The organism is Paraburkholderia aromaticivorans, assembly GCF_012689525.1.
GTDB lineage: Bacteria > Pseudomonadota > Gammaproteobacteria > Burkholderiales > Burkholderiaceae > Paraburkholderia > Paraburkholderia aromaticivorans_A.
In genome coordinates this window covers 1,167,965-1,190,866 of sequence record NZ_CP051515.1, presented here as the reverse complement: position 1 = coordinate 1,190,866, position 22,902 = coordinate 1,167,965, and the positions used below count along the sequence as shown (strand labels likewise).

Below are 22,902 nucleotides of genomic sequence, written 5' to 3'. Positions count from 1 at the left end.
ATGCGCGGTAGTGCACATAAATTATCCCGGGCTTTATTCGCTATAAGCGGCTTGGCAAGCGCGTCGGGAAACGGGAAACGGATTTTTTAGAATAAGGGAAAACCACAAAATGTCCGACCAGACAGATTCGTGTTTTCACGCAAAGCAGAGGGGGATCGCCACGCGACGGTGGCATCATGGCATGCTGGGCGAATGCCAGCATGCCATGTTAGATGCGACTTGACCGCGGATTCAAACCGGTTCACTGGCCTGGCGCCAACCGGCCGGCATCGGATGGCGCTATTCGAGTCCGAGCAGCGCGAGATAGCGCGTCATGTCGCCCTCGGTGCGGACGATTTCGCGCATCAGATCCGCCAGTGGCATTTGCCCCCACGCCACGGCCCGCTTGAGCAGATACGGCGTGGGACTATGCGGCTCGTTTTCTTCGAGGTAGCGCGCGACGATTTCGATCAGCCGGTACGCTTGCGCGCGGCTCTCGATATGCCCCGGCAATGCCGCAACCGCCGCCAGGGTTTTCTCCGCCATCTCACGCTGCGAGTCGGCAGCGAGCGCCTCAAGTTCCATTGCATCCTCCCGATGTTGCACCGCCGACGCAAATCCGCCTGTGTTCGGCTGTCCTCCTGCCGGCGGATAGCCGAACGCATCCTGCATGTTGCCAGCCTGCGTGTGCGGCAACGCGTGGTCGCCGAGCAGGCTGGTCGCCGCGCGCGCGAGACGCGCCAGCACGTCGCTCACACGCGACAGATTCGGGCCGTCGTCGTGCAACCGTTCGTCGATCAGTGCGGAGAGCGAGCGCCAGGCGTCGAGCGCGCCGGCGATCTGCCGATGCAGCGACATGAGGTTCGCAAGGTTGCGCCCTTTGGCCAGATGCTGCGCGAGCAGTTCGCGCGTCAAGGCGCCGGGACCCGCTTCGTCTTCGGCAAGCTGCAGAACCCGCTGCCAGTCGTCGAGATTGACCGTGGACGGTTCGCGTCCTTCGATCGCCATCAACGGCACGTGCAGTGACAGCAGCAAGGAAAACGTGTCGTTCATCCAGACGAATGACGCGATGCGCGCGTCCGCGTCGCCCTCTTCGATTCGCGGCCACGCGTGATCCCAATAGCGTTCGACGAGCGCGGCAAGCAGATGCGTCCCGGCAACGAATCCTTCGATCCGGTGCAGATGCGTCCACGCTTCGCAAAGCCATGCGGCAAGCTGAAAATCCTTGCTGCAGCTGCCGAGCGCACCACTGCACATTGCCGCGACCGCTTTCCAGTCGGCCTTGATCAGCGGGCGCTCCCATTCGCCCATCGGCAGTGTCGCGTCGTCATGATGCCGGGCGTCGCGAATCTGCTGATAGAGCGCGTCGTAACGCAACGAAACGCCGCCGCCATCATCATTGCCGCCCGCGACCGGCGCGAGCAGCGCTTCGAAATCGACGTCGAACGCCGGGGCAAAGTCTATCGGTTCAACCAGTTTCATAACGCGGTCCAGTCCGGCGCGCGCGCCGGGAAATTGGCAGGCCACGGCAAGGGTGTTTTCTTGCCGGCGGGCGTCAGCGTGAGGCGCAGGAACACGCTGCCGCGTGCCTGCTTCGGCAACAGGACGAGATCGGCCGCACTCGCCGTCCCCAGCGGAAAATCGAAGCCGAGCAATTGCGCCGCGCTGTCGCCTCGCAGGCTCGCATCCGGCACGCGCTGCCGGGCGATGAACGACAGCAACGCCCAAGGGTCTGCGAATTGCCAGGTGAGCGTGCGTCCGTCGGTGGACAGCGCGCGCTGCTGCGGGTCGCTGACGGCCGTGAGCGGCGAGTCTTTGGCGAAGCGCAGCACCAGTGACACCGGCGTGCCGTAATCCCAATGCAGCGCATGCGGCGCATCGTGCAACGACACGCTTTGCGAGCCGATCGACAAGGTCCAGTCGATCACCTGGTTCGCGGCCACTTCAGCGCCGCGATTGGCGCGGAAATCGACGTTGACGTCGTAGCCGGTCGGCGCACCGTCGTCAGCCGGATAGAGCGGCGCGAGCAGCGTTCTGACCTGATCGAAATTGTCGATGAACTGGCGCACCGAGGCGTTCGTCAACGAGGTCTGCACGCCGCCGCCCGAGCGCGCCGCGCGGAACGTATCCGACACGCCCGCGTAACGCCGGAGCATCTGACCGACTTCGCCGAAATCCGCCGAGCCGGCGTCGCCCCGGTTGGCCACGCGCATCAAGCTCGCCCCGTTGAAGGGTGGCCGCCCCGCTACGCTCTGATTGAAGACCGTCGCGAAGCTGTCCCACTGCTCACGCAACTCGTACACAAAGCTCTGGCTGCAGCGCGACAGCAGGCGGTCATAAAGACGCTCATGCAGCGCCGCGAAGTAGTCGTCGGCGCCGTTCGCGGCAGGCCGGCCCGCAAACTTCGACATGCAGCTGCCCGCGCCGGGCTCACCCGCGGCGGTCGCGACGAACTGCTCCAGCCGCAGCAAACTGCTGTTCGGATTTTTCAGCCGATAGCGTTCGAGATCGCGCACGATCGACTGCCAGCGCTGCGCGAGCGGCGACGCGGCATCAGTCGTGTCGAGCGCGGCCAGATAGACGGACGCCTGCTTGCCGAGCGTCAGCGCACGGCTCGATTGCTGGTCGAGATACACCGCGAGCGCGCCGGCATCGGCGACGCCGAACGCGGTCAGCACCGGCGAGCGCCCATTGCGCGGGCCGTCGTAGGCGACGCTTTGGCGGGTCGCATACAACTCGGACTGCGTCAGCGCATCGTCGACGACTTTCAGGTGTGCCATCGCATCGCGCGACATGAGGTTATCCAGATCCTCGACCTGCGCCGTGGCGTTCATCTCCGTCAACAGTGCTTCGATCCTGACGAGGCGCGCGCGCGACGCGTCGAACGCCGCGCTGTCCGTGTCGCCTTGAGCCGGCTTGGTGGTCGCGGCGGCCGCGGTCTGATCGAGTATCAACTGCGCGAACTGCACGTCGAGCGCCTGTTCGATAGAGGGCAAGATTGCCGGCGGCATCGACGCGAGACCATCGGTCAGGAAGCGCTTGCGCACGTCGCCGAGCGTCAGCGCCTGGTCGAGCTGCGCGCGGTCCCACACGATCGTCGAGCCATCGCTGAGTTCAGGGAACGCACGGTCACGCGGCGCCGTCATGAACGGCTGGGCGAGCAGCGTCGACAGACCGTCGCGCAGCGCGAGCCGTGTCGGCGAGACCGCGTAGCGCGCGTCCTTGTCAAGCCAGACGAGGCCGCCGTCGGATCCGTCGAAACGTACCGCGAATTCACTGCGGAATGCATGGAACGCCGTGTCGTCACGCTCACGCACACGCGCCGCGAGCTCAGGCCCGAGCAGGCGATTCTGCGCGGCATGTGCCAACGTGCGTTCATAGACCGACCCCGGCGAGAACTGCGGCTGTCGCAACCAGTTCCCCTTGCCCGACGCGAGCAGATCCCGCTGCGTGTCGATACCGGCGACGACCGCGCGATAGTTATTGGTGAGTTGCGTGAAATCCGCCGCGCCCGCGGTGCCGACCGACAGGCTGTTCAGATGCTCGGTGATCGAACGTTCGGCAGCCAGCAACGCGTTGTCGGTGAAGAGCCCGCTATCGACCTGTTGCGCGCCCTTGTCGAAGGAGCAGCGCAGCGCCTGCTGGATGACCGGCAGATTGATGCCGTCGGCGGCGTTGGTTGGATCGGCGCCGCGCCGGGCCGGATCGCGATAGAAGTAAGGCAAGGTACCGGCGACGCTGCCCTGCAATTCGGCGCCAAGCGCGTAACGCACCACCAGCCGCAACGCTTCGGCATTGTCCGCCGACGGTGTCTGCAGGCGCTGCAACGCCTGCAAGGCGGCGTCGAGCTGATCGGCCGAGCCGACGTACTGCTGGAGCGCGCGCATCTGCGGCAAGTCGTCGACAGCCAGGCTCGGGGCGCCGTGCACGTCGCTGCGCGCCGCCGCTGGTGCCGCGCAGTCGTCGCCGATAATCAACTGGCCGGTGCTCGGGTCGCGGCTTTCGCCGGTCAACTGGCCCACGCGCGAATACATCTCACGCTCCAGCGCCGTCACCGCGATTTCGCCGAATTCCCGTTCGAAGCGTTCCTTCACGCGTGCGTTCAGATCGTCGACCGGACTCCATGAACCCGGCATGAAAACCGTCCACGTGCTGTCGGTTTTCAGATGCTGGTTCAGTGCGATCAGCGCAAGTGCCTTGCGGCGATACCAGTCCGCCGGCAGGTCCTGGGCCTGCTGCGCGGCTGCGGCGCGGTCGTGCGCGTCGCGCTGGAGCGAACTGAGCGCGGCGACCAGTTCGCCGTTGCGATGGCTCAGTTGAAACGTCGCGACGGCGAGGCCGACGCCCCAGGTGCCCAGCAGCGCGATGCCGCCCCAGCGCAACGCGCGGTTCAGTACCGGACGCGCGAGATATTGCGAGCGCGACGGACGCGTCAGGCCATACTCCAGGAAGATCTTCTTCTCGAACAGGTCGCGCAGAAACGCGGGCTGCAGCATCAACTCGTTGAGCGGGCCACCCGGTTCGCGACGGCCCACGGGCGAATCGCCGCGAACTGGCTGCAACGCGCCGCCCGCGTCGTAGGCCATCACGCCGCCCGCCGCCGCTTCATCGAACGCAGGCGATGGGAGCGCATCGCGCCTCAGCGCCGATTCGTCGCCCTGCGCCATGCTCCATTGCGCAAACTCGCTGCTGTCGCCGGTCAGGTAGATGCCGCGGAAGAAAAACGGCTCGTGGTACGCGCTCGCGCGCAGCAGTTCATCGACGTAGCGCTGCAATTGCGCGCTCATCGCCTCGATCCGCGACGGCAAGAGCAGGAACTGGCGCGCATCCATCTGCCCGGCGTCGAGCGCGAACAGTTCGGCGCTCGCATCCGAGACCGAGCGCATGATGCTGTGCATCGCCGTGTCGACCCAATCCGACGAATACGTGGTGGACAGGTCATACGGCGACGACCAGCCGAGCATGCTCGCACGCAACGTCTCCGGCAGCGCGCGGGCAAACGGAGCGAAGCCGGTCAGCGATTCACAGCCCGTGACCACGACGTACACCGCGAAGCGCATCGCGAAGCGGTTCTGCGCGAGCCACAGGCGCCGATGCGCGAGTTTGGCATGACGCACCAGTTCGAGTTGCGCATCAGTGTCGTCGGCAAGCAGCGTCGCAGCCGGCACGGTGATGACGACCGAGTCGAACGGACGCTGCTGCCGGTAATTGCGGCACAGGCCGAGAAACTCGTCCCACGGCTTCTCGTCGCCGTCGTCATCGGGAGAACCCAGATACGCCGCCTTGATATCGACGACAATGCCGCGATCGAAGAAATGCCACGAGATGCCCTGGGTGGCGGCGGGACTCGCCGACTCCGCGCTCAACACGCTCGCCACGCCGGATTGCGCGATCGGCAGCGGGCGTGGATCGTCGCCTTCATTGAGGATCATGATCCACGGAATGTTGTAGCGCTCGGCGCGCGACGCGATATTCCCTTCGATCAGTTCGACCGCCTGGCGAAACGCGCTGCGCAGCGAATCCGAGCGCAGGCGGACGATCTTGCGATCCGGCGCCGGCTTGCTGTTCGCACCATGCAACGCGAAGTACAGCACGGCGCCGAGCACGACGCACACCACGAGCGTCAGCACGGCAATGGACAACAGGAACAGATTGCTGGTCAGCATGCTCGCGCTCCCCTGCATCGCGCGCGGCACGGCGCCGCAACTTTTATCAGCTTGCGTGAATTCACGGCTGCACTCCCGTCACCGGATCGGCATACAACGCCTGGCGCACCGGCCATGATTGCCATAGCCACAGCACCTCGGAAATGGCCAGCAACGATACCAATGCCAGCAGAAAAATGACTGTCCAGCGACTGACGGTCGGCAGCTTGCGCGGCGCGACGTGCGACAGCGTGTTCGCGTAGGCCGGCTCGGCCAGCACACGATCGCGGCCGCCGAGATCCGCGCGGCGCTGATAGACGAACTCATACAGTTCCTCGCGGTAGCCACGCAGCCGTGCTGCCGCGTCGGCATCGCGAAAGCGGCCCTGAAAACCCATGGCCAGCGCGAACAGGTAAAGCCGCGCGATGTGGCGGCGCGACGGTTCGCGGTCCGACAGCAATTGCTCGATGCGGCGAAACACCAGATCACCCGCGACGTTGGTGCGAAACAGCGTCGATTCGAGCAGATACGCGGTCCAGTGCTCGCGGCCAGTCCAAGGCGTATTGAGCAGGATTTCGTCGGCGAGCACGGCTTTCAGGTAGCGCGCATCGGCGACGTTTTCCATTTCGAAGCGTGAGCTGTCGCGCCGCGACTGCAGCGTCTGCACTTCGAGCAGATTCAGAAGATGACGGCTCAGGCCTTGTGCGGCGACATCCGGATCCGTGCCGGGCACCTCGGAAAAACGCGCCTGCGCCTTGACGAGCTCGTCGAGAAAGACCCGGAACTGTTCGGTTACGAGGTCGTCTTCTTCGGGTTCAAGTGGTCGATTGCGTGCCATGCTCAGCCTACCTTCATCGTTGCATTCATCTTCACTGTCTCATCGCATGCGGGGCATCAGCCCTTCACGAACAGCAGCATTTCCTGCGGCCGTTGCGCGCTCGCGCCTTCGTTCGGATTACCGATCACCAGCGGTTCGCTGGCATGCACGAGCGCCGGTTCCGCGTCGATCTCGAACAGCAGATAGCCGGAGCCGGAGCGAATCCCGAGTTCTTCCGCATAGTCGACGCCGCGCCGCGTCGCGCCGAGTACGCGGCGCGCCCGCAGCGACGCATACACGGACTGCGAGCCGATCACCGCGCCGTCCATCCACGAGAGCAAATCGCGTTCGGACTGGCCGCGCAGACCGACGACGAGACGCTCGCCGACCCAGTCCGGCTGCAAGGCGATTTCGAAGGCGCCGTGACGGAAATCGAACTTGTGTTCGCGGTAGTCCTCGCTGACTTCCGACACCGAATCGCGCAGCGAACGCAGCAACGGTGTGAACACCGCCAGCGGATCGGCATGCTCGTAATCGGGCGGCACGGGCGGCAAGCCGCCGGGCTTGAGCGTCGCGAGCGCGCCGCTCAGCGATGCCAGCGACCAGAACAGCGCGAGCGGATGGAGATGCGGCGTGCGCAGCACCGCTTCGGCCTGCGGCAGCGCGGTCAGCAGACTGCGCAGGCGATCCTTCAATTCGAGCTGGGTCAGACGGTCATCCACTTTCGACGACGGATTGGCCGTCTGCCGCGCGACGAAAGCCGCCTTGCCGCGCAACTGTCCGAGCAGGGAAGCGACCGCGGTCCACAGCGGGTTGTCGCGGGCAATTTCGAGCAGCGGCGGCAAGGTGTCGCCGAGCCGCACCACCTCGTTGTCGCGATAGACCGAGCCGAGTCGCAAATGCACGTGCATCCCCGAAGGCAGCTCGCCCGCGGTGAGCGCGAGATTCGGCACGAGGCGTGGAATATCCGCAGGTGGTGCATCGGACACTTCGTCTTCCACCGGCACGCCCGCGGTCGAACGAAAACGCTTCACCTGCGCATCGCGGCGCATCGTCGCCGCGACCGGCAGCACCAGATAGAAATCCAGCGGCCCTTTCGCCAACTGCTCGGCAAACGGCTCCAGTGACAGTTCAAGCCGCCCGTGCTGGCTCGACTCGGCCGCATATGAGACCGCCGTACCGTCGGGCATGATCGCGTCGAGCGCAAGAATCCGCACGAGTCCGGTCGGCAACAGGCCGTTGTCGAACACCAGACGCCGCACGCCCCAACTGAACGGCGCGGCGGCGAGCGTCTGCCAGGCCACGAGCGAATCGACGCGCGCGGCCGTCAACTGGAAATGCTGCGGCGACAGCAGCATGCCCTCGAACCACTCGATGCGGTCGGTCACCGCATTAGCCAGCTTAGACATGGTTGCTCCTCCTCTCGCCGAGTTCTTTCGCGCGGCGGCGTGTGGCCGCCCGGCTGGCGAGGGGATTCTTCAAAACACCTTCACACGCTGTCATTTCGTATCCGCGACGGAAAAATTATTGCTGTCCAGCTGCACGACAAGGCGCCCGCTGAACTTCTGAATCCGGACGCGATGCGCGCCAGAGTCCGGGTAATTGGCAAATACAAAGGCCGCGACCACACGCGGGCCGGCGAACGAATCTTCCGGCACGTCGAGCCGCTGGCCAGGCACCAGCTCCCAGCTGCGGTAGCGCAGGCTCTTCGGGAACGTGCTGAGCAGATCGCCGCGTCCCGCAAACCATTTCGATGCGGGCAACTCGGCGAGCCGCGCGAGCATCGCGTCATCGCTCACCAGCACGACATCGACGGCCACCGGGCTGTTGTTATTCACGTCGTCGCTGGCCGCGAGCGTGACCTGCGACCAGGGGGCTTTCTCGCCGCTCAAACCCAGCATGCCGCAGCTTGCGAGAACGCATGCGCAGCCCAGCGCCATCAGGAGGCGAGCTCCGCGGCGCGACAGGTGGCGCGTACCTTCGCTAATCAGGCAGTTCCTCATCTCGCTCCAACTCCAATGCCCATCAATACGATCAGCGATGCCGCCGCGAACACGCAGCCCGCCGCCAGCACGAGCTGCGCGCGCGTGAACGCGAAGCGCAGCACCTCGCCGAGTTCGGCGTCGCCACGCGCATAGGCCAGGTGCGTGCGCTCCGACGGCAAGCCCGCCGACACGAGCGCGATCACCGCGCACACCGATAGCAGGCTCAGCACGTTGCGCGGCCCTTCGCAGATGAGATCGATCGTGACGAACAGCACGCCAGCCGCTTCCACCGGCAGATGCAGCAACGACAGCACGATGCCGGTGTAGCCGGCAGTCGCCACCCCGCTCTGCCCGGCCGAGGCGAATGCGGCCACCGCCGCGGCGGCGCCGATCATGACGATCTCGCCGGCACCGAGCGGACGCTCATAGAGATTCGCGACGAACACGGTCGCCAGCGCGAAGTACAGCGCGGAGCCGGCCCGCAGGAACACCGAGCCGAACGGCACCACCAGTTCGACCACACCGCGGCTGAATCCCAGCACCGTGCTCATCGCCTCGATGGTGTGCGGGATCGGCGCGGTCGCGCTGCCCGACGTCAGGCCGACCAGCAGCGGCGCCTTCAGACCTGTGAGCACCCTCCCGAGGGGCTGGCTGCTGCGCACCGCGATCATCGCCAACGCGACGCCGCCGAACAGCACGGTGGCCAGCAGGAAGCACAGCAGAAAGCCGCCCATCGCGCTGAGCGTCGCGCGTTCGGTATGCGATGTCAGATGCGCGGCCATGCCGAAGGCGAGCACGGGAATCAGCAGGTTCGCACGCGCAATCACGATCTCGAGTGCGCGATAGATCCCTTCGAACACGCTGTTCAACATGTTCGTGCGCTCGCGTGAGAGCGTGGCGAATGCCATGCCGAACAGGAGCGTGCCGGTCAGGATGCCGAGCGAGCGGCCTTCCGCGAGCACCCGGTAGAAATTGTCCGGAAACAGATCCTGCACGCCGTAGGCGCTGACGCTCGACGCGGCGTGCGCGCCCTGCTCGAACAGGGTGATGCGCACTTCCTCCGCATCGCTCGCGCTTTTGAGGACGAGTCCGCCAAGCTGGGCGTGCGCGGCGTTGGAGAGATGCTGACCCGGCATCATCAGCACGCCGGTCAGCGTGCCGCCGATCGCGCACAGCACCACCAGCAGCATGGCCAGACCGAGAATCGTGCCGACGCGCACGGCCGGCCGCGGCAACGCCAGCACCTGGCGCAAGCCGAAAAACGTCGCTACCACCAGCAGCGGCACGGCCGCCATGTTGACGACCGACAGATACAGTTGTCCGATGAAATACGCGAATGCGCCGGCCGGCGCGGCAAACGCGCCGCACAAACCGCCCACTGCCACGCACAGCAGCAGGCCGAGCGTGCTCTGCGAGAGCGTCTGCAAAGTCTTCATTGCGGCCTGTTCCAGCCGCGCGCGACCGCGAAGGTGACGGTGGCGCGTGCCAGTTCGAGTGAACTGTCGATCAACGTCAGCGGTGGATTCGAAAGATGCCGCGCCGCCACGGGAATCTCGGTGCAGGCCATCACCGCCGCACGCACATCCTGTGCGGCCAGACTGTCGAGCACCACCGACAGGTGGCCGGCGGCCTGCTCAAGCGCGCCGGCCTTCACCTCACGGATACACGCCGCGATGCTTTGCTGAAGGTCCGCGCCGGGCACCAGCGGCTCGATGTCACGCACGGTCAGCGCGGCCTGATAAAAGCCCGACTTCAACGTACCGCCGGTGCCGAGCACGGCCACACGCCGCGCCGAAACGGGCACCGCGGCCACGCACGCCTCGGCGATATGAAGCACCGGCGCGGCACTGCGCGCCGCGATCTGCGGATACCAGTGATGCGCCGAATTGCACGGTATCGCGATCAGCCCGACGCCGTTGCGGTTCAGCAGATCGATGCCTTCCAGCAGACCGTCGAGACAATCCTCGCCGTCGCCGAGAATGGCACGGGAGCGGTCCGCGATGTGCGGCAGATTGGCGACCAGCATCGGCAGATGCTGCTGGTCACAGGAGGCGTCGGTGAGCTGCACGACCTTGGCCATGAAGTCGACCGTTGCGAGCGGCCCCATGCCGCCGAGGATTCCGATGAGTGCCATCGAGGCTCCTAGATCTTCAGCGGACGCGGACAGATCAGCGTGACCGCGGCAGCGTTGCCGATCACGAGAATCAACGTGCGCAGCATGTCGCACAACGGATCGACTGCGAGAAACAGAATGAACGCCGCTTCGAACGGCAGGCGCAGATACGCGCACGTCATGCCCACCAGCGACACAGTGACGAGCCCGGTCATGCCGGCCGACGCAAAACCGGCCAGCACCGACGCGAGCAGCACGGTCGCGACCTCGACGACGCCCAGCGGGCGCCCATACAGTTGCGCGATGAAGAGCGTCGCGCACACGTAATAGACCATCGGTCCGACGCGCAACAGCGAAATGGTGAGCGGCACCAGCAGCTCGACACGTGAACGCGCAAAACCCAGTCCGTCGACGAGGCTTTCGATCATGCTCGGCATGCAGGCGGCGCTATTGCGGGTGGCGAGGGCCAGCGCGAACGGCGCGCGCAGCGCGTCCAGCGTCCTGGCGAGGCTGTGACTCGAACGCTTCCAGATGATCGCGGCCGCGAGCATCAGCAACAGCACCGACACGACAAAGAAAGCGATGACGAACTGCAGCATCGCATGCAGCGGTCCGACGCCCGACTTGCCGAGCTGAGCGGCGCTCATGCAGATCAGGATCAGCGGCAGCGGATAGCTGAGCCAGTGCATCAGCCGTTGACAGGCGTGATAGATCGTTTCCAGCGACTGGCTCAGGCCGGCCGAAATGCGCTCGGGCACGCGTCCGACCGCCAGGCCGAACAGCAACGCGAACACCAGCGCTTTCAGCGCATCGCCGTTCGCGAGCGCCGCGAAGATGTTGGTCGGCACGAGGCTCGTCAGCACGTCGGAAAAACTGAGCGACGGTTGCGGGACATCGGCGCCGTACAGGTTCATCACGGTGTCGCTGGAGGTGGCGTCGCTGCCCACCATCAGACCGAACGTGCGCATCGTCGCGCTCGACAGGTTGGCGCCCGGATGAAGCGTCAGCAGCACGATCGCGCCGACCACCGCCACGGTCGCCGAGGTGCAGATGAACACCGTAATGACCCGCACCAGCAGGCGCGAGGTGCCGCCGTCGCGAAACAGGCGCTGCAAACTGAAGATGACCGCCGAAATCATGAACGGCAACGTCGTCATTTTTAGCAGATCGACATAGATGTCGCCGATGAAGCCGAGTTTCTGCGCCTCGACCGGCATGAGCAGGCCGAGTGCGCCACCGATCGCGAGGCTGCCGATCACCACCCACGGGTTTAGAACGAATGCATAGATCCTGCTGGAATTCATGGTGTGCTCTCTTGCGTGATGCGTATCAGTGATCGGTGGCCTGAAGAACAGTGCCGACATCGAACTTCGTATTGCGCTCTGCCAGAAACTGGTTGACGAACGCGAGCAGCGTCGGCTCGGACACGTTCACACCGATGGCAAGCGTGTCTTCCAGATCCTGCAAGGTGACGACACGAAGCCGCAGCGACGCGGTCGGGTCGATCTTGAGCACGCGCTTGACCTCGAACTCGTCGCGAAAGGCCGCTGTCACTTCGCCGGCGTTCAGCGCGCTCAGGACCGCATCCCAGGTCGGATAACTACGCACTTGCGCCTTCGGAAAGTTGTTGGTGACATAGCCGGCGTATGACGAATTGGCGACCACGCCGATCGAGCCGTCGTACGCGCGGATCACTTCCGGCACCGGCCGGCCATGCGCCAGTTGCGCGAACTTCACGCGATTGAGCAGCAGCGAACGTTTCAGGCTCAGATACGGCGCGCTGAAACTGATCACCTGCGCGCGCGACAGCGTCCGCGACAACTTACTGACGGCAATATCCGCCTTACCTTTAGCGAGCAGGCTCACAACGTCGTCAAAAGTCTTCGCGTCGCGATTGAAGCGCACCTTTACCCCGAGCTTTCTGGCGATGTCGGTGGCGAGCGTGATGTCGAGGCCGCTCAGCTTGCCATCGTGTTCTTCGAAGAACGGCGGCTGGTCGACGCCGAGCACCGCGACCACCAGCTCTCCCCGGCCGACGATGCGTGCGAACTCCGGCGCCAGCAGGCGGCCGTCCGGCATCTGGACGAGCCCCGTCGAGGTGGTCGGCAACGCGGCTGTGGCAGCGGCGGCGGCCGGTGCAGCCGGTGAAACGGCCGCAGCCGGTGCCGGCGGCGTGCCCGCGGCGCCGGCGGGCGGCGAGCCCAGTATGGCCAGGGTGGTCAGCGTGGCAATCGCGATGAGCAGCACGGCCACCCGGCGCTGCACGCCGCGCGTGAGGCATGCCGCCAGGGCTTGGCGGTCGAGGAACCGGACGAGGATAAGGAGCGGAAACGACATGAAAATACCAGCCTTAGAGAGTCGAAGAAGCGGGAACCGGGGCGAGGTCATTGGCGCCCGGCGACGCCGACTGCGGCGCCACGCTGCCGGTGGCGACCGTCGCGCGGGCTACCGGTGTCGCGGATTCGTCCCGCGGCGCGTCGGCGCTGAAACGCGCGCCGATCTCGACGCCCAGCAGGAACAGCAGGACGCAGAGCAACAACGCACAGGCCGCGGCAATGGTCACCATCCGCGAAGTCATGGAAAAAACGTATTGCTGCATTGGCCTCTATCCTCAAGGAACCATGGTGGTGAACTGCGCGGGCGCGACGATCTGGATGACGCCGCCCCAGGAGCACATCAGCTTCGACGAATTCTGCAGCGCCGGCATTCCGCCGATCAGCACGGTCGGCGAACCCGGCACCCACGGCGCGGCGGTGACCGGCAGGCACGGCATCGGCGTCAACGCGCCGAGCGCCGCGGCGGTCGCGGCGGCGACCATCGGATTGCCCAGGCAACTGCAGGTGCCGAACGGCACCACGTTGACCATCGGCAGATGGTCCATGATGGTGGCCGCCGGCGCGCCGGACAGCACGCGGTTCGCCGGCAGTACGCCGAGCGCGCCGGGCGCGGCGCCGAAGCTGCATTGGAGCGTGGTCCCTGCCGTTACCTGGATGCCCACGTCTAGCCCCTCACCCATTTTTCAAAATGCTTGACGAGCCGCGGCGCGGCGGGCGAACCGCCGGGCGGCTGGCCCGCGTCGACCTTGCGCCATTCGCCTTGCGGCTTGCCTTGCTGGTAGACACGCTCTTCCACCACGCTGCCGTCGGGCGCGAAGCGGCGCACGGTGCCATGCAGCAGATCCGCGCGGTAAGGCGATGATTGAACCAGCGCGCCTTCGCGTGAGTAGTCGCGCGTTTCGCCGTCGAGCAGTCCGTGACGGTAGTTCACGCGCCGCACGATGACGCCGTCACTCATGAACAACGCCTCGCGATCGAGTTTGCCCGCCGTGTAATTCAGCCGTGACGTGACGAGTCCCGACGGCGCGTAGGAGACGCTCTCGCCATGCGGCACGCCTTGCACATAGTGCTGACGCGCGGCAACGCGGCCTTCCTGATAAAGCGTCGTCACGCCATGCAGCTTGCCGTTCAGGTAGTGCGCTTGCTGCAGCGGCACGCCCTGCTCGTCGAAGGCGGTCAGCGGCCCGCTCAGTGCGCCGTGCGCAAAGTTGGCCTGCACGAGCGCGGTGCCGTCGGGCGCATAGCGCGTGTTCTCGCCATGCGGCACGCCGGCCAGCAACGACGCGCGGCCGACGAGGCGGCCCGCTTCGTCGCGCTCTTCGACGATCCGCGCGCCGCCATCCGTCGCTTGCGATGGCATCGACGGGTCGGCTGGCGTTGCGGCTGGCGGTGACAGAAAAGTTTCGATCGCTTGCCTCAGTTCAGTTTGACCAGTCCGCCCTTGAGCGCGAGCATGCCGCCGCCGTCGACGGTCTGCGTCGTCGAGGCCTTGTGTGAAAGCGACAGTCCTTCATTGCTCAAGGTCGTGCCCGCCTTGCTCGCATGCGTGGTGCCGGCTTCGCTGCTGAGCGACGTGCCCGCCTTGATGCTGATCGAACCGCTTACGTCGAGCACGAGGTTGCCGCTGACCTTCAGCGTGTAATTGCCGGTCACGTTCTGCGTGAAGGCCGCATGGTTGGTGTGCGTCTCGTCGCCGGTGACGTCGAGCGAACGGGTGCCTTTGACGTTGTGCGTTTCCTTGCCGGTCTGCACGTCGATCGTGCGGTCGCCCTTCTGAATCACATGCGATTCGGCGCCGGCCATGACGGTCGTGGTCAGCGCATTTTCGATCGCGACCGTCATGTCTTTTTGCGCGTGGAAATACAGCTCTTCTGAATTGAGCTTGTCTTCCATGCGGATTTCGTTGCCGGCGGTGCCGCTTTTCGACGAGCGCGAGCGCATCACGCTTTGTGTCTGCAGCGAAGGCAGCGCGACCGGCGTCGTGTTCTGGCCGTTGTAGACACTGCCGGTCACGAGCGGCCGGTCGGGGTCGCCGTCGACGTAGCTCACCACCACTTCCTGGCCGATGCGCGGCAGGAACAGATGTCCCCATCCTTGCCCCGCCGATGCCTGCGACACGCGCACCCAGCACGAGCTGTTCTCATCGGCGCCGGCACTGCCGTCCCAAGGGAATTTCAGCTTCACGCGGCCGTTCGCGTCGGTCCAGATTTCTTCGCCGGACGAACCGACCACTTTCGCGGTGTGCGTCCCGGCGACCAGCGGACGCGGCGTCACGAGCGGCGCGCGAAACGGCACCGATTCCGGAAACACATGGAATTCGTTGCTGTACGTATCGTTCGATGCCGTATGCGTGACGTCGCGCACCACATACGACACGTTGAGCGCGCTGTTGACGTGTCCGCTCAGCGCGAACGACGTGCCGGCCGTCAGCGCATAGCAATAGCTGGCGCCGCGTCCGGTCTGCTGCTGTACGGTTTGCGCGGCGAGCCGGACTGCGGATTTGCGCGTGCCTTCCGCGCTGGTCGCGTACTTGCCGGGAAACGTATAGCGCCGTCCGGTGGGCACGGACGCGCTCGCGCTCGACGACGCCGTCGAACTGGCCGCGGCCAGATAGTCGTAATCGCCAAGCACATGTTCGCCGGACACGATGCCCTGCGTCAGGGTGAAGTCGGCGACCCGCTCGGCGCGCGGCGCCACGCTGCTGTCGGGCGCGAAATACAGCGTCGGCTGACCGACTTCGTGCGCCGACGGGCTGTCGGCGAGCACCATCGTGTGCGCGCCATTCGCGAAGGTGAAGAAATAGAAAATGCCTTCCTCTTCCATCAGCCGCGAAATAAAGGCGAACGCGCTTTCGTCGTACTGCACGCAGTACTCGCGCACCGCATAGTCGCTGCCGCTGATGCGCAATTCGAGCGGCACCTGAAAGCTGCCCAGCACGGTCTTGACGATGTCGAGCGCGCTCTGGTTCTGATAGATCATCCGGTCCTGGCCGAGCGTCAGCAGCCACAGGCGCGGCGCAAGTTCGGCCGAGTAGAAGCCGTACTGCGAATTGGCGCCCGTGTGCGCGAAGCGCTTGACGATGCCGTTGAAGTAGCGCGGCGTGCCGACCTGATCCTTGACCGTCACCGTGACGCTCTTGCCGATGATGGTCTGCGCGTCCAGTGCCTTGTTCGCCGAGTGCATCCGCAAGTCGAAATGAAACGGCTCGGAGATCGCCTCGCGACCGCCGAAACCGTCGAGCAGCAGCACGTCGGCGCCGAACGGCGTCGTGACCGAGACGAAGCTGTTGGCCTGGCTGGGCACGCTGGACATGCTGCTACGCCTCCTCGACAGACAGGAAGCGGAATTCGATGCCACCCACGTCATTCAACGCGAGGTGCACGCCGCCGAACGGTTCGGCGATCGAAATGCGTTCCAGCACCTGGCGCGCCAGTTCGGGCAAGATCGATTGCGTCAGGATGTGATCGACATTGCGCGCGCCGCTATCCACTTCCTTGCAGCGCTCGGTAATCAACGCAGCCAACGGTTCGTCCCACGTCAGACGCGCGTGGTGATTGCGTTCGAAACGCTGCGCGAGTCGCGTGAGCTTCAGATTGACGATCGACGTGATCTGCGCGTCGCCGAGCGGGTAATAAGGCACGAGCACGAGGCGGCCGAGAAACGCTGGGCTGAACTGCTTGAGCAGCGCCGGACGCAGGCGTTCGATCAGCGCCTCGGGTTCCGGCCGCCGGCCGCCTTGGCACGCGTCGGTGATGATGTCCTGCGCCGCGTTCGAGGTCAGCAGGATCAGCGTGTTCTTGAAGTCGATCGGGACGCCTTCGCCGTCTTCCATCACGCCCTTGTCGAACACCTGGAAAAACAGTTCGAGCACGTCGGGATGGGCTTTTTCCATTTCGTCGAGCAGCACGACGCTGTACGGACGACGCCGAACCGCTTCGGTCAGCACGCCGCCGCGTCCATAGCCCACGTAGCCGGGCGGTGCGCCCTTCAGGCCGGACACGCTATGGGCCTCCTGAAACTCGGACATGTTGACGGTAATCATGTTGCGCTCGCCGCCGTACAGCGTGTCCGCGAGTGCAAAGGCCGTTTCCGTCTTGCCGACACCGCTTGGCCCGACCAGCAGGAATACGCCGACCGGCTTGCCCGGATCGTCGAGATCGGCGCGGAACGTGCGCACGCGGCGCGCAATCGCGTCGAGCGCCTGGTCCTGGCCGACCACGCGCTCGGCGAGCTTGTCCTGCAGATATAGAACCGTGTGCAATTCGTCGGCGAGCATCCGGCCAACCGGGATGCCGGTCCAGCCAGAAATCACCTTCGCCACGATGGCGGAATCGACGCAGACCGGCACCATCGGCTCATCGCTCTGGACAGCTTCGAGCCCTTTCTCCAGGCGCGCCAGATTCGCCGTCAACGACGCGCCGTCCTCGGCATCGTCGCCCTCCGCGGCCTTGCGTTCATCCGCCAGATAGAGGCCGATTTTCTTGCGCCACGCGATGATTTCGCCGACCGCATGCTTTTCGGTGACGAGCTTTTCAGAGAGACGCGCGTGCTGCGCGCGCTCTTCGTCGAGCTGCTTGTTGACGGCAACGATCGCGTCCGCGCGATCGCTGCCGGTGGCGGCTTCGTGACGCAGAATGCGCAACTGGTTTTCGTTGCTCTCGATCGAACGGCCCAGCGCTTCGATTTCCTCGGGCACGCCGTTCTGCCCGATCGCGACCCGCGCGCACGCGGTGTCGAGCACGCTGATCGCCTTGTCGGGCAACTGGCGGCCGGAAATATAGCGATGCGACAGCTTGACCGCATCGCGCACCGCGTCGTCGAGAATTTCCACGCCGTGATGTTCGGCGAGCTTTTGCACCATGCCGCGCAGCATGTCGATGGCGACCGCTTCGCTCGGCTCCTCGACCTTCACCACCTGGAAGCGCCGCGCGAGCGCCGGGTCGCGCTCGACATACTTCTTGTATTCCGCCCATGTCGTCGCGGCGATGGTGCGCAGCTCGCCGCGCGCCAGCGCCGGTTTGAGCAGGTTGGCCGCATCGCCCTGTCCTTCGCTGCCGCCCGCGCCGATCAGCTGATGCGCTTCATCGATAAAGAGAATCACGGGAACCGGCGACGCCTTCACCTCGGCGATCACCGACTTCAGGCGATTCTCGAATTCGCCCTTCACGCCGGCGCCGGCCTGCAGCAACGCGAGATCGAGCGAGCGAACCGACACGTTCATCAGCGCGGGCGGCACGTCGCCCAACACGATGCGTTGCGCGAAACCTTCGACGACCGCCGTCTTGCCGACGCCTGCCTCACCCGTCAGAATCGGATTGTTCTGGCGCCGCCGCAGCAGCACGTCGATCAGTTGACGGATCTCCGCATCGCGGCCGCGAATCGGATCGATCGCGCCTTCGCGGGCCAGACCGGTGAGGTCGACGGTGTACTGATCGAGCGCGGTGCGTTGCGTGCCGCCGCCCGGCGCGCGCGACATCGACGGCATGGCGGATTGCACTTGCGGAGTGGCCGTTTCACCGGACGCATCGGCAGGCTTGCCGCCTGGCGCAGCGCTGCGCGCGGCAGCGCCGCCGGCGTCTTCCGCCGAGCCGGCCAGCACGGTCGGCAGCATCTCGCGCAAGGTCGCGCGCGGAATGTTCAGCAACGCCGGCGCCGATTCGAGCAGCAGGCCGCGCAAGCTGTCGACCTCGAGCAGCGCGAGCACGAGCGTGCCGGAGCGGATCTGTTGCTCCGCGAGCAGCATCGAGCTCAATAACCAGGCTTCCTGAAACAGCGACGAAAAGTTCGGCGACAAAGCCGGCGTGCGGCCATTGCCGCGCTTGAACTGATCGATCGATTTCTGGAGTTGCGCGATCAGCGTGTCGGGCTTGATCTGGAAATGCGCGAGGATCGCGTGCAGATCGGGCGCATCCGCTTCGAGCAAGGTCAACAGCAGATGCTCGACATCCACGTTGTAATGGGTCTGCCGCACGCACGCTTGCGCGGCCTGCTCCATCGCGTGCTTGCACTCCGGATTGAGCCGGCTCAGCAACGTGCGGATATCGATGTTCATGCGCTGCATCCTTCGTAGTGGCGCGGGGGGTTGCCGGCCGCGCGCAGCGCGAGACGAACTGGCGCCGGCGCCGCGGCAGTGGTGCCGAGTGCGGTTGTTGTAGGGTTGGTGCGCGCGGTGTCAAGCGAGGCGCCGTCGTCTTGCGCATTCTGCTGTCCGCCGGCCACCCAGGAGGTCCAGCCGAGCCGGGCGGCATTCGGGCCGCCGAGTGCGCAATTCACCCTTTGCGGCGTGAGTTTCAGCACGAACTCCACGTCGAAATCCTGTTGCACGTAACACTGGATCAGCCATTGCGCCAGCGCGTGATCGCGGCCGCCGGGCAGCAACGCGGCAAAGCGCTCACGCGACAGGTCGGAGAACTCGATGCGGATGCCGGTGGCCTGGTCCCACGCCCGCCGTCCGAGCACACTGTGTCCGCCGAGCCGGGGCGCGCGCGTACCCACCCGCGCAAGCCGCAGCGAATCCGTCGCGTCGATCTGGCGCCAGCCGCCGACAAACTGCATACCGCGCACCGGCGTCCCAAGGCGATCGGACAGCAACGCGAGCAGACCCGTCATCGAACGCGGCGCCGCACTGAGCAGGCCCGCATGACGCATCCACAGCCGTTCCTCGTGAGGGCCGCGCAGCGCACCGTGCAGCCCCAGATTGCTCAACGCATCGAGGCATGCGGCCAGCGCCGAAGCGTGCGGCGAGCGCCAGTTCAAACCGGGCGCGTGCTTCTTGCGGCTGCGATAGAGAAACGAGAGAAAGCGGTGATTGAAAATGTCGAGCAGGTCGGCGGTGGCGAAGTCGCGCCGTGCGCGACCCTCCAGCACCAGTTCCGTGAACGGCATGGGCAGCGGGCCGTTTGCGCCGGCCAGCGTGAGCACCGGCGTGGACAGCGTGTAGGCCGGAGTTTGCCGGTCGTGTTCGTGTTCGTATGCGCGAGGCGCGTCTTGCGGCTCGCGCTCGTGAGCAGACGGATGCCTCGGCGACTCACCACGCCGCACACCGTGGACATCGCTCGGCTCGAAGGCAAGCGACACGAAACCGCTCAGCCGCACGCCTTCGCCCGCGCCATTGCCTCGACCGAGCGGGCGCGCATGCGGCACCGCGCGTTCGAGCAGACTGATCGCCTGGAACAGCTCGAAGCCCTGCGGATTCGCGATGAGCCGGGCGATCAGAGCAGCTGCTGGCAACCGGTCATCGGTTCCCATTGCTTCCATATCTCGTCTCCACGGCGCACCACCAACCGCACAAAAGAATTGACCGATGTGTACATGGCGAAAAAGCGCGCCAGCACCGCGCCCATCAGCAACGGCGATCCGCCGACGAACGCATGCGCGTCGAACTCGATGCTGACTTCCGTGCCGCGGCAGTAGCCGCGCCATGCGTCGGCGCCGACATGCGCGGTCACGCTGCGCGCCTGAATACTCTTGATACCGCGAATCTGGTCCTGCTCACGAGTGCTCTCGGACGCGAACAGACGCAGCATTTCCTGCAACTGCTTGTGGCCCGTCGCGCCGCTCACGAGCGAGTGATAGTTGAGCGTCAGCAACGAGATCAAACGCCACAGCGTCTCGCTGCCGAGCGGCGGGTTGCGCTGCAGGGTCGGTTCATACAGGCAGCGCACCCGCGCGTTCTGCGACACCTTGTCGACCAGCATGCGGGCACCGACCGGCACCTGCTCGGCAAGATGTCGGTTGGTGCACAGCACGTTCGCGTAGACCACCGGCTCGGCCGGCTCGCTGACGGCATTGCTCGCGTCGACGAAGCTCAGGAACATGTCGGTGCCCTGCACGTTCTCGCGCAAGCTAGGCTCGCGGCGCGCGGACCAGAAGATCGTCGCGCCGTTCGCGTCGACGTGATCGATCGAGGAAAAGCCAGGCACGGTCGCCGAGCGTTCCATCGACGGGTCCGACGCGACCACTGAGACGATCGAGTGAATTTCCGTCATGGCGTCGCGCCGCTGATCCGCGACCAGCCGGTATTCGTAATGACGGTGATCGATCGCGATCGGCTCGCTCGTCTGCGAAAACAGGTTGACGATGGGCGTGCAGCCGAGCTTGAAATGTTGCGCGCCGAGCATGCCGAGGCCGCGCGGCACGCGTTCGAGATGCAGCACGATTTCGCACGTGCGGCCGGTGCCGAGACGACCCGCCAGATGGTGCAGATCGAAAAAATGAAACTTGCGCGGAAAGGCGAAATACTCCTGCATCAGCCCATAGGCGGGCTGCGCATGGGCCGGCTGCGGCAGCACGCTGTCCGCCTCCGCATAACCTACCTCGCGCCACGCCGATGCGGGCAGAACCACGCCACCGCCGCTTTCCGGCCGCAGTGATACGTTCGTCACGGCCGAGGCCAGCAATTCATAGAGCGGCATCGTCACCATCCAGTCGCCGTGCAAATGGATGCGCAACTGCTTCAGTTCGAGCTCCGAAAAATCGACGCCCGGCTCGCATTCGAGCGTGAGGCGCAGCGTCGAGTCATCACCGAACGCGGCCCGGCTGATTCGCAGCGGCCACAGCACCGTCTCCCACGAGGTGCGGAACCGGCAAGCGTCGCCGCTCTCGGTGAGCGCCTGAAGTCCCGTGTGACGCGGCACCTTGAAGCCCGCCGTCACCTTGCCCTGACTCGGATCGAGTTCGAACTGCGCGACCGTCATGGACGGCGTCGGCTGAACGAGCGACGGACACACGTTGTCCAGCAACGCCGACGCGACCTGCGGGAATTCCTGGTCGAGATCGCGATGCACGCGTGCCGCGAGAAACGCGGTCGCTTCGATCAGCCGCTCGGTGTGAGGATCGAGCGATTCGGTGCCGTGCAGCGCGAGCCGCGCCGCGACCTTCGGATAGCGCTGCGCGAAATCGGCGCCCTGCGTGCGCAGATAGGACAGTTCGCGTTTGTAGTACTGGAGAATATCGTCGTGCGCGAGGTCAGCCATGTTCCACCCAGCGCGGATCAGCGGTGTAATGGCCCGACGGCGCCAGTTCGAAGGCCACGTGGCCAACGCCGCTTTGTTCACGGATCTGTCCGCCGATCATCAGGATCGCGTCGGGCGCGCGATCGGCGGGAAAAGCAAAACTGACCGTCACGTCCTTCAGACGCGGCTCGAATAACGTGATCGCGTGCCGCACTACCGCGGCAATCGCGTCGCGATCGCCGCCCGAGCGCAACGAACGCTCGGAGAAATCCGGCACTCCGTAATCGATGACGCTGCCGTCGGTCTCACCGAACTCCTCGAAGGTGAGCCGCGAACGCGTATTCAACAACCTGCCCAGGTCGCGCGCCACCGACTCACGGAGCGCACTCGTGCCCGTGAGTTGCGTCTCGCCGGCAGCGGCGAGACGGTCGAACAGGGGCATGGCCGAACCCCTTGCAATTGCCGACATGACGCAAATACTCCTGAAACGCGGACGGTGATACGACGTTCGCTTGCGCGACCCGCGACAAATACTCAGGCAGCCGGCGAGACCGCGACGTTCTTCGACAGGTCCCAACCGAACGACGCATTGCCCTTCTTCGTCGAATCGATGTTTTGCTGCGTGTACGCCGACGTGATCTGCGTGAAGTTGAGCGAGAACGAGTCGCTCATCTGGCCGCCGCCGCTCGTGCCGATCGACGACACCATGGCGTTGGTCATCACGTACTTCATTTGCAGCATGAATTTGCCGTTTTCGTTACGGCCGATCGACAACGTCGCGTCGCCGAGCTTCGTGCCGGCCGTACAGGCTGCGTAAAGCCCCGGCGTCGACTGGTCGGTGCTCTTGGAGAACGTGAATTCCTGGAAGCTGGGGCGGCCGAGTGTGCGTTCCGTATTGGTCGCGTCCATGCCCATCGGCAGCGAAACGGAATGCGAGAAAGAGTGGATCACGATCTGATCGGCGTAGCCGTCGATCATCGCGTTACCCTTGATGTCCTTGATCTGAAGAAGAATCGTATCCATGACTGTCCTGGTTTATTCGAGTGGGTGAGCAAGCTCGCGTGCGGCCTGGC

Annotated in this window: 18 protein-coding genes; all 18 read right to left on the bottom strand. The window is 65.2% G+C overall.

Annotated features, from left to right (window positions below; genetic code table 11):
* Positions 1 to 279: 279 nt before the first annotated feature.
* The 18 genes from tssA to HF916_RS17125 all read right to left on the bottom strand — a co-directional run bounded on the left by tssA (position 280) and on the right by HF916_RS17125 (position 22,852).
* Entirely contained in the window at positions 280 to 1,461 is a 1,182-nt protein-coding gene (gene tssA / locus HF916_RS17210) for a type VI secretion system protein TssA (protein WP_168790081.1), read from the bottom strand.
* A complete protein-coding gene (locus tag HF916_RS17205) occupies positions 1,458 to 5,645 on the bottom strand; it encodes a type VI secretion system protein (protein WP_168790080.1) in 4,188 nt (1,395 codons plus the stop codon). The genes tssA and HF916_RS17205 overlap by 4 nt, the downstream gene beginning before the upstream one ends.
* A 61-nt stretch (positions 5,646 to 5,706) precedes the next feature.
* Positions 5,707 to 6,462 carry a DotU family type IV/VI secretion system protein gene (locus HF916_RS17200; RefSeq protein WP_168790079.1) on the bottom strand — a complete coding sequence of 252 codons (756 nt, stop codon included), beginning with the start codon at positions 6,460 to 6,462 and terminating at the stop codon, positions 5,707 to 5,709.
* 56 nt (positions 6,463 to 6,518) lie between these two features.
* Positions 6,519 to 7,850 (bottom strand): type VI secretion system baseplate subunit TssK, encoded by a 1,332-nt coding sequence (gene tssK / locus HF916_RS17195; RefSeq protein WP_168790078.1) that lies wholly within the window; start codon positions 7,848 to 7,850, stop codon positions 6,519 to 6,521.
* A 90-nt stretch (positions 7,851 to 7,940) separates the two neighbouring features.
* A complete protein-coding gene (locus HF916_RS17190; RefSeq protein WP_168790077.1) occupies positions 7,941 to 8,381 on the bottom strand; it encodes a type VI secretion lipoprotein TssJ in 441 nt (146 codons plus the stop codon).
* A 59-nt stretch (positions 8,382 to 8,440) separates the two neighbouring features.
* On the bottom strand, positions 8,441 to 9,862 hold the full coding sequence (locus tag HF916_RS17185; RefSeq protein WP_168790076.1) for a dicarboxylate/amino acid:cation symporter: 1,422 nt from the start codon (positions 9,860 to 9,862) through the stop codon (positions 8,441 to 8,443).
* The gene (locus HF916_RS17180) at positions 9,859 to 10,560 is read right to left on the bottom strand and encodes an aspartate/glutamate racemase family protein (protein ID WP_168790075.1); all 702 of its coding nucleotides are present in this window, start codon (positions 10,558 to 10,560) and stop codon (positions 9,859 to 9,861) included. Before HF916_RS17180 ends, HF916_RS17185 begins: the two co-directional genes overlap by 4 nt.
* Before the next feature lie 8 nt (positions 10,561 to 10,568).
* Entirely contained in the window at positions 10,569 to 11,843 is a 1,275-nt protein-coding gene (locus HF916_RS17175; RefSeq protein WP_168790074.1) for a dicarboxylate/amino acid:cation symporter, read from the bottom strand.
* A gap of 25 nt (positions 11,844 to 11,868) precedes the next feature.
* Positions 11,869 to 12,876, bottom strand: coding sequence for an ABC transporter substrate-binding protein (locus tag HF916_RS17170; RefSeq protein ID WP_168790073.1), 1,008 nt, complete (start codon positions 12,874 to 12,876; stop codon positions 11,869 to 11,871).
* A 13-nt stretch (positions 12,877 to 12,889) separates the two neighbouring features.
* Positions 12,890 to 13,138 carry a hypothetical protein gene (locus HF916_RS17165; protein ID WP_168790072.1) on the bottom strand — a complete coding sequence of 83 codons (249 nt, stop codon included), beginning with the start codon at positions 13,136 to 13,138 and terminating at the stop codon, positions 12,890 to 12,892.
* 12 nt (positions 13,139 to 13,150) lie between these two features.
* Positions 13,151 to 13,537 (bottom strand): DUF4280 domain-containing protein, encoded by a 387-nt coding sequence (locus HF916_RS17160; protein WP_168790071.1) that lies wholly within the window; start codon positions 13,535 to 13,537, stop codon positions 13,151 to 13,153.
* 2 nt (positions 13,538 to 13,539) lie between these two features.
* The gene (locus tag HF916_RS17155) at positions 13,540 to 14,235 is read right to left on the bottom strand and encodes a toxin-antitoxin system YwqK family antitoxin (RefSeq protein ID WP_168790070.1); all 696 of its coding nucleotides are present in this window, start codon (positions 14,233 to 14,235) and stop codon (positions 13,540 to 13,542) included.
* Between the two features lie 56 nt (positions 14,236 to 14,291).
* Positions 14,292 to 16,187 (bottom strand): type VI secretion system Vgr family protein, encoded by a 1,896-nt coding sequence (locus tag HF916_RS17150; protein ID WP_168790069.1) that lies wholly within the window; start codon positions 16,185 to 16,187, stop codon positions 14,292 to 14,294.
* 4 nt (positions 16,188 to 16,191) lie between these two features.
* Positions 16,192 to 18,927 (bottom strand): type VI secretion system ATPase TssH, encoded by a 2,736-nt coding sequence (gene tssH / locus HF916_RS17145; RefSeq protein WP_168790068.1) that lies wholly within the window; start codon positions 18,925 to 18,927, stop codon positions 16,192 to 16,194.
* Entirely contained in the window at positions 18,924 to 20,132 is a 1,209-nt protein-coding gene (gene tssG / locus HF916_RS17140; RefSeq protein ID WP_168790067.1) for a type VI secretion system baseplate subunit TssG, read from the bottom strand. The genes tssH and tssG overlap by 4 nt, the downstream gene beginning before the upstream one ends.
* Positions 20,087 to 21,850 (bottom strand): type VI secretion system baseplate subunit TssF, encoded by a 1,764-nt coding sequence (gene tssF / locus HF916_RS17135; protein ID WP_168790066.1) that lies wholly within the window; start codon positions 21,848 to 21,850, stop codon positions 20,087 to 20,089. Before tssF ends, tssG begins: the two co-directional genes overlap by 46 nt.
* Positions 21,843 to 22,298: a type VI secretion system baseplate subunit TssE gene (gene tssE, locus HF916_RS17130; protein ID WP_168790065.1), complete on the bottom strand. Its 456-nt coding sequence runs from the start codon at positions 22,296 to 22,298 to the stop codon at positions 21,843 to 21,845. The genes tssF and tssE overlap by 8 nt, the downstream gene beginning before the upstream one ends.
* A 65-nt stretch (positions 22,299 to 22,363) precedes the next feature.
* Positions 22,364 to 22,852, bottom strand: coding sequence for an Hcp family type VI secretion system effector (locus tag HF916_RS17125; RefSeq protein WP_168790064.1), 489 nt, complete (start codon positions 22,850 to 22,852; stop codon positions 22,364 to 22,366).
* Positions 22,853 to 22,902 lie beyond the last annotated feature (50 nt).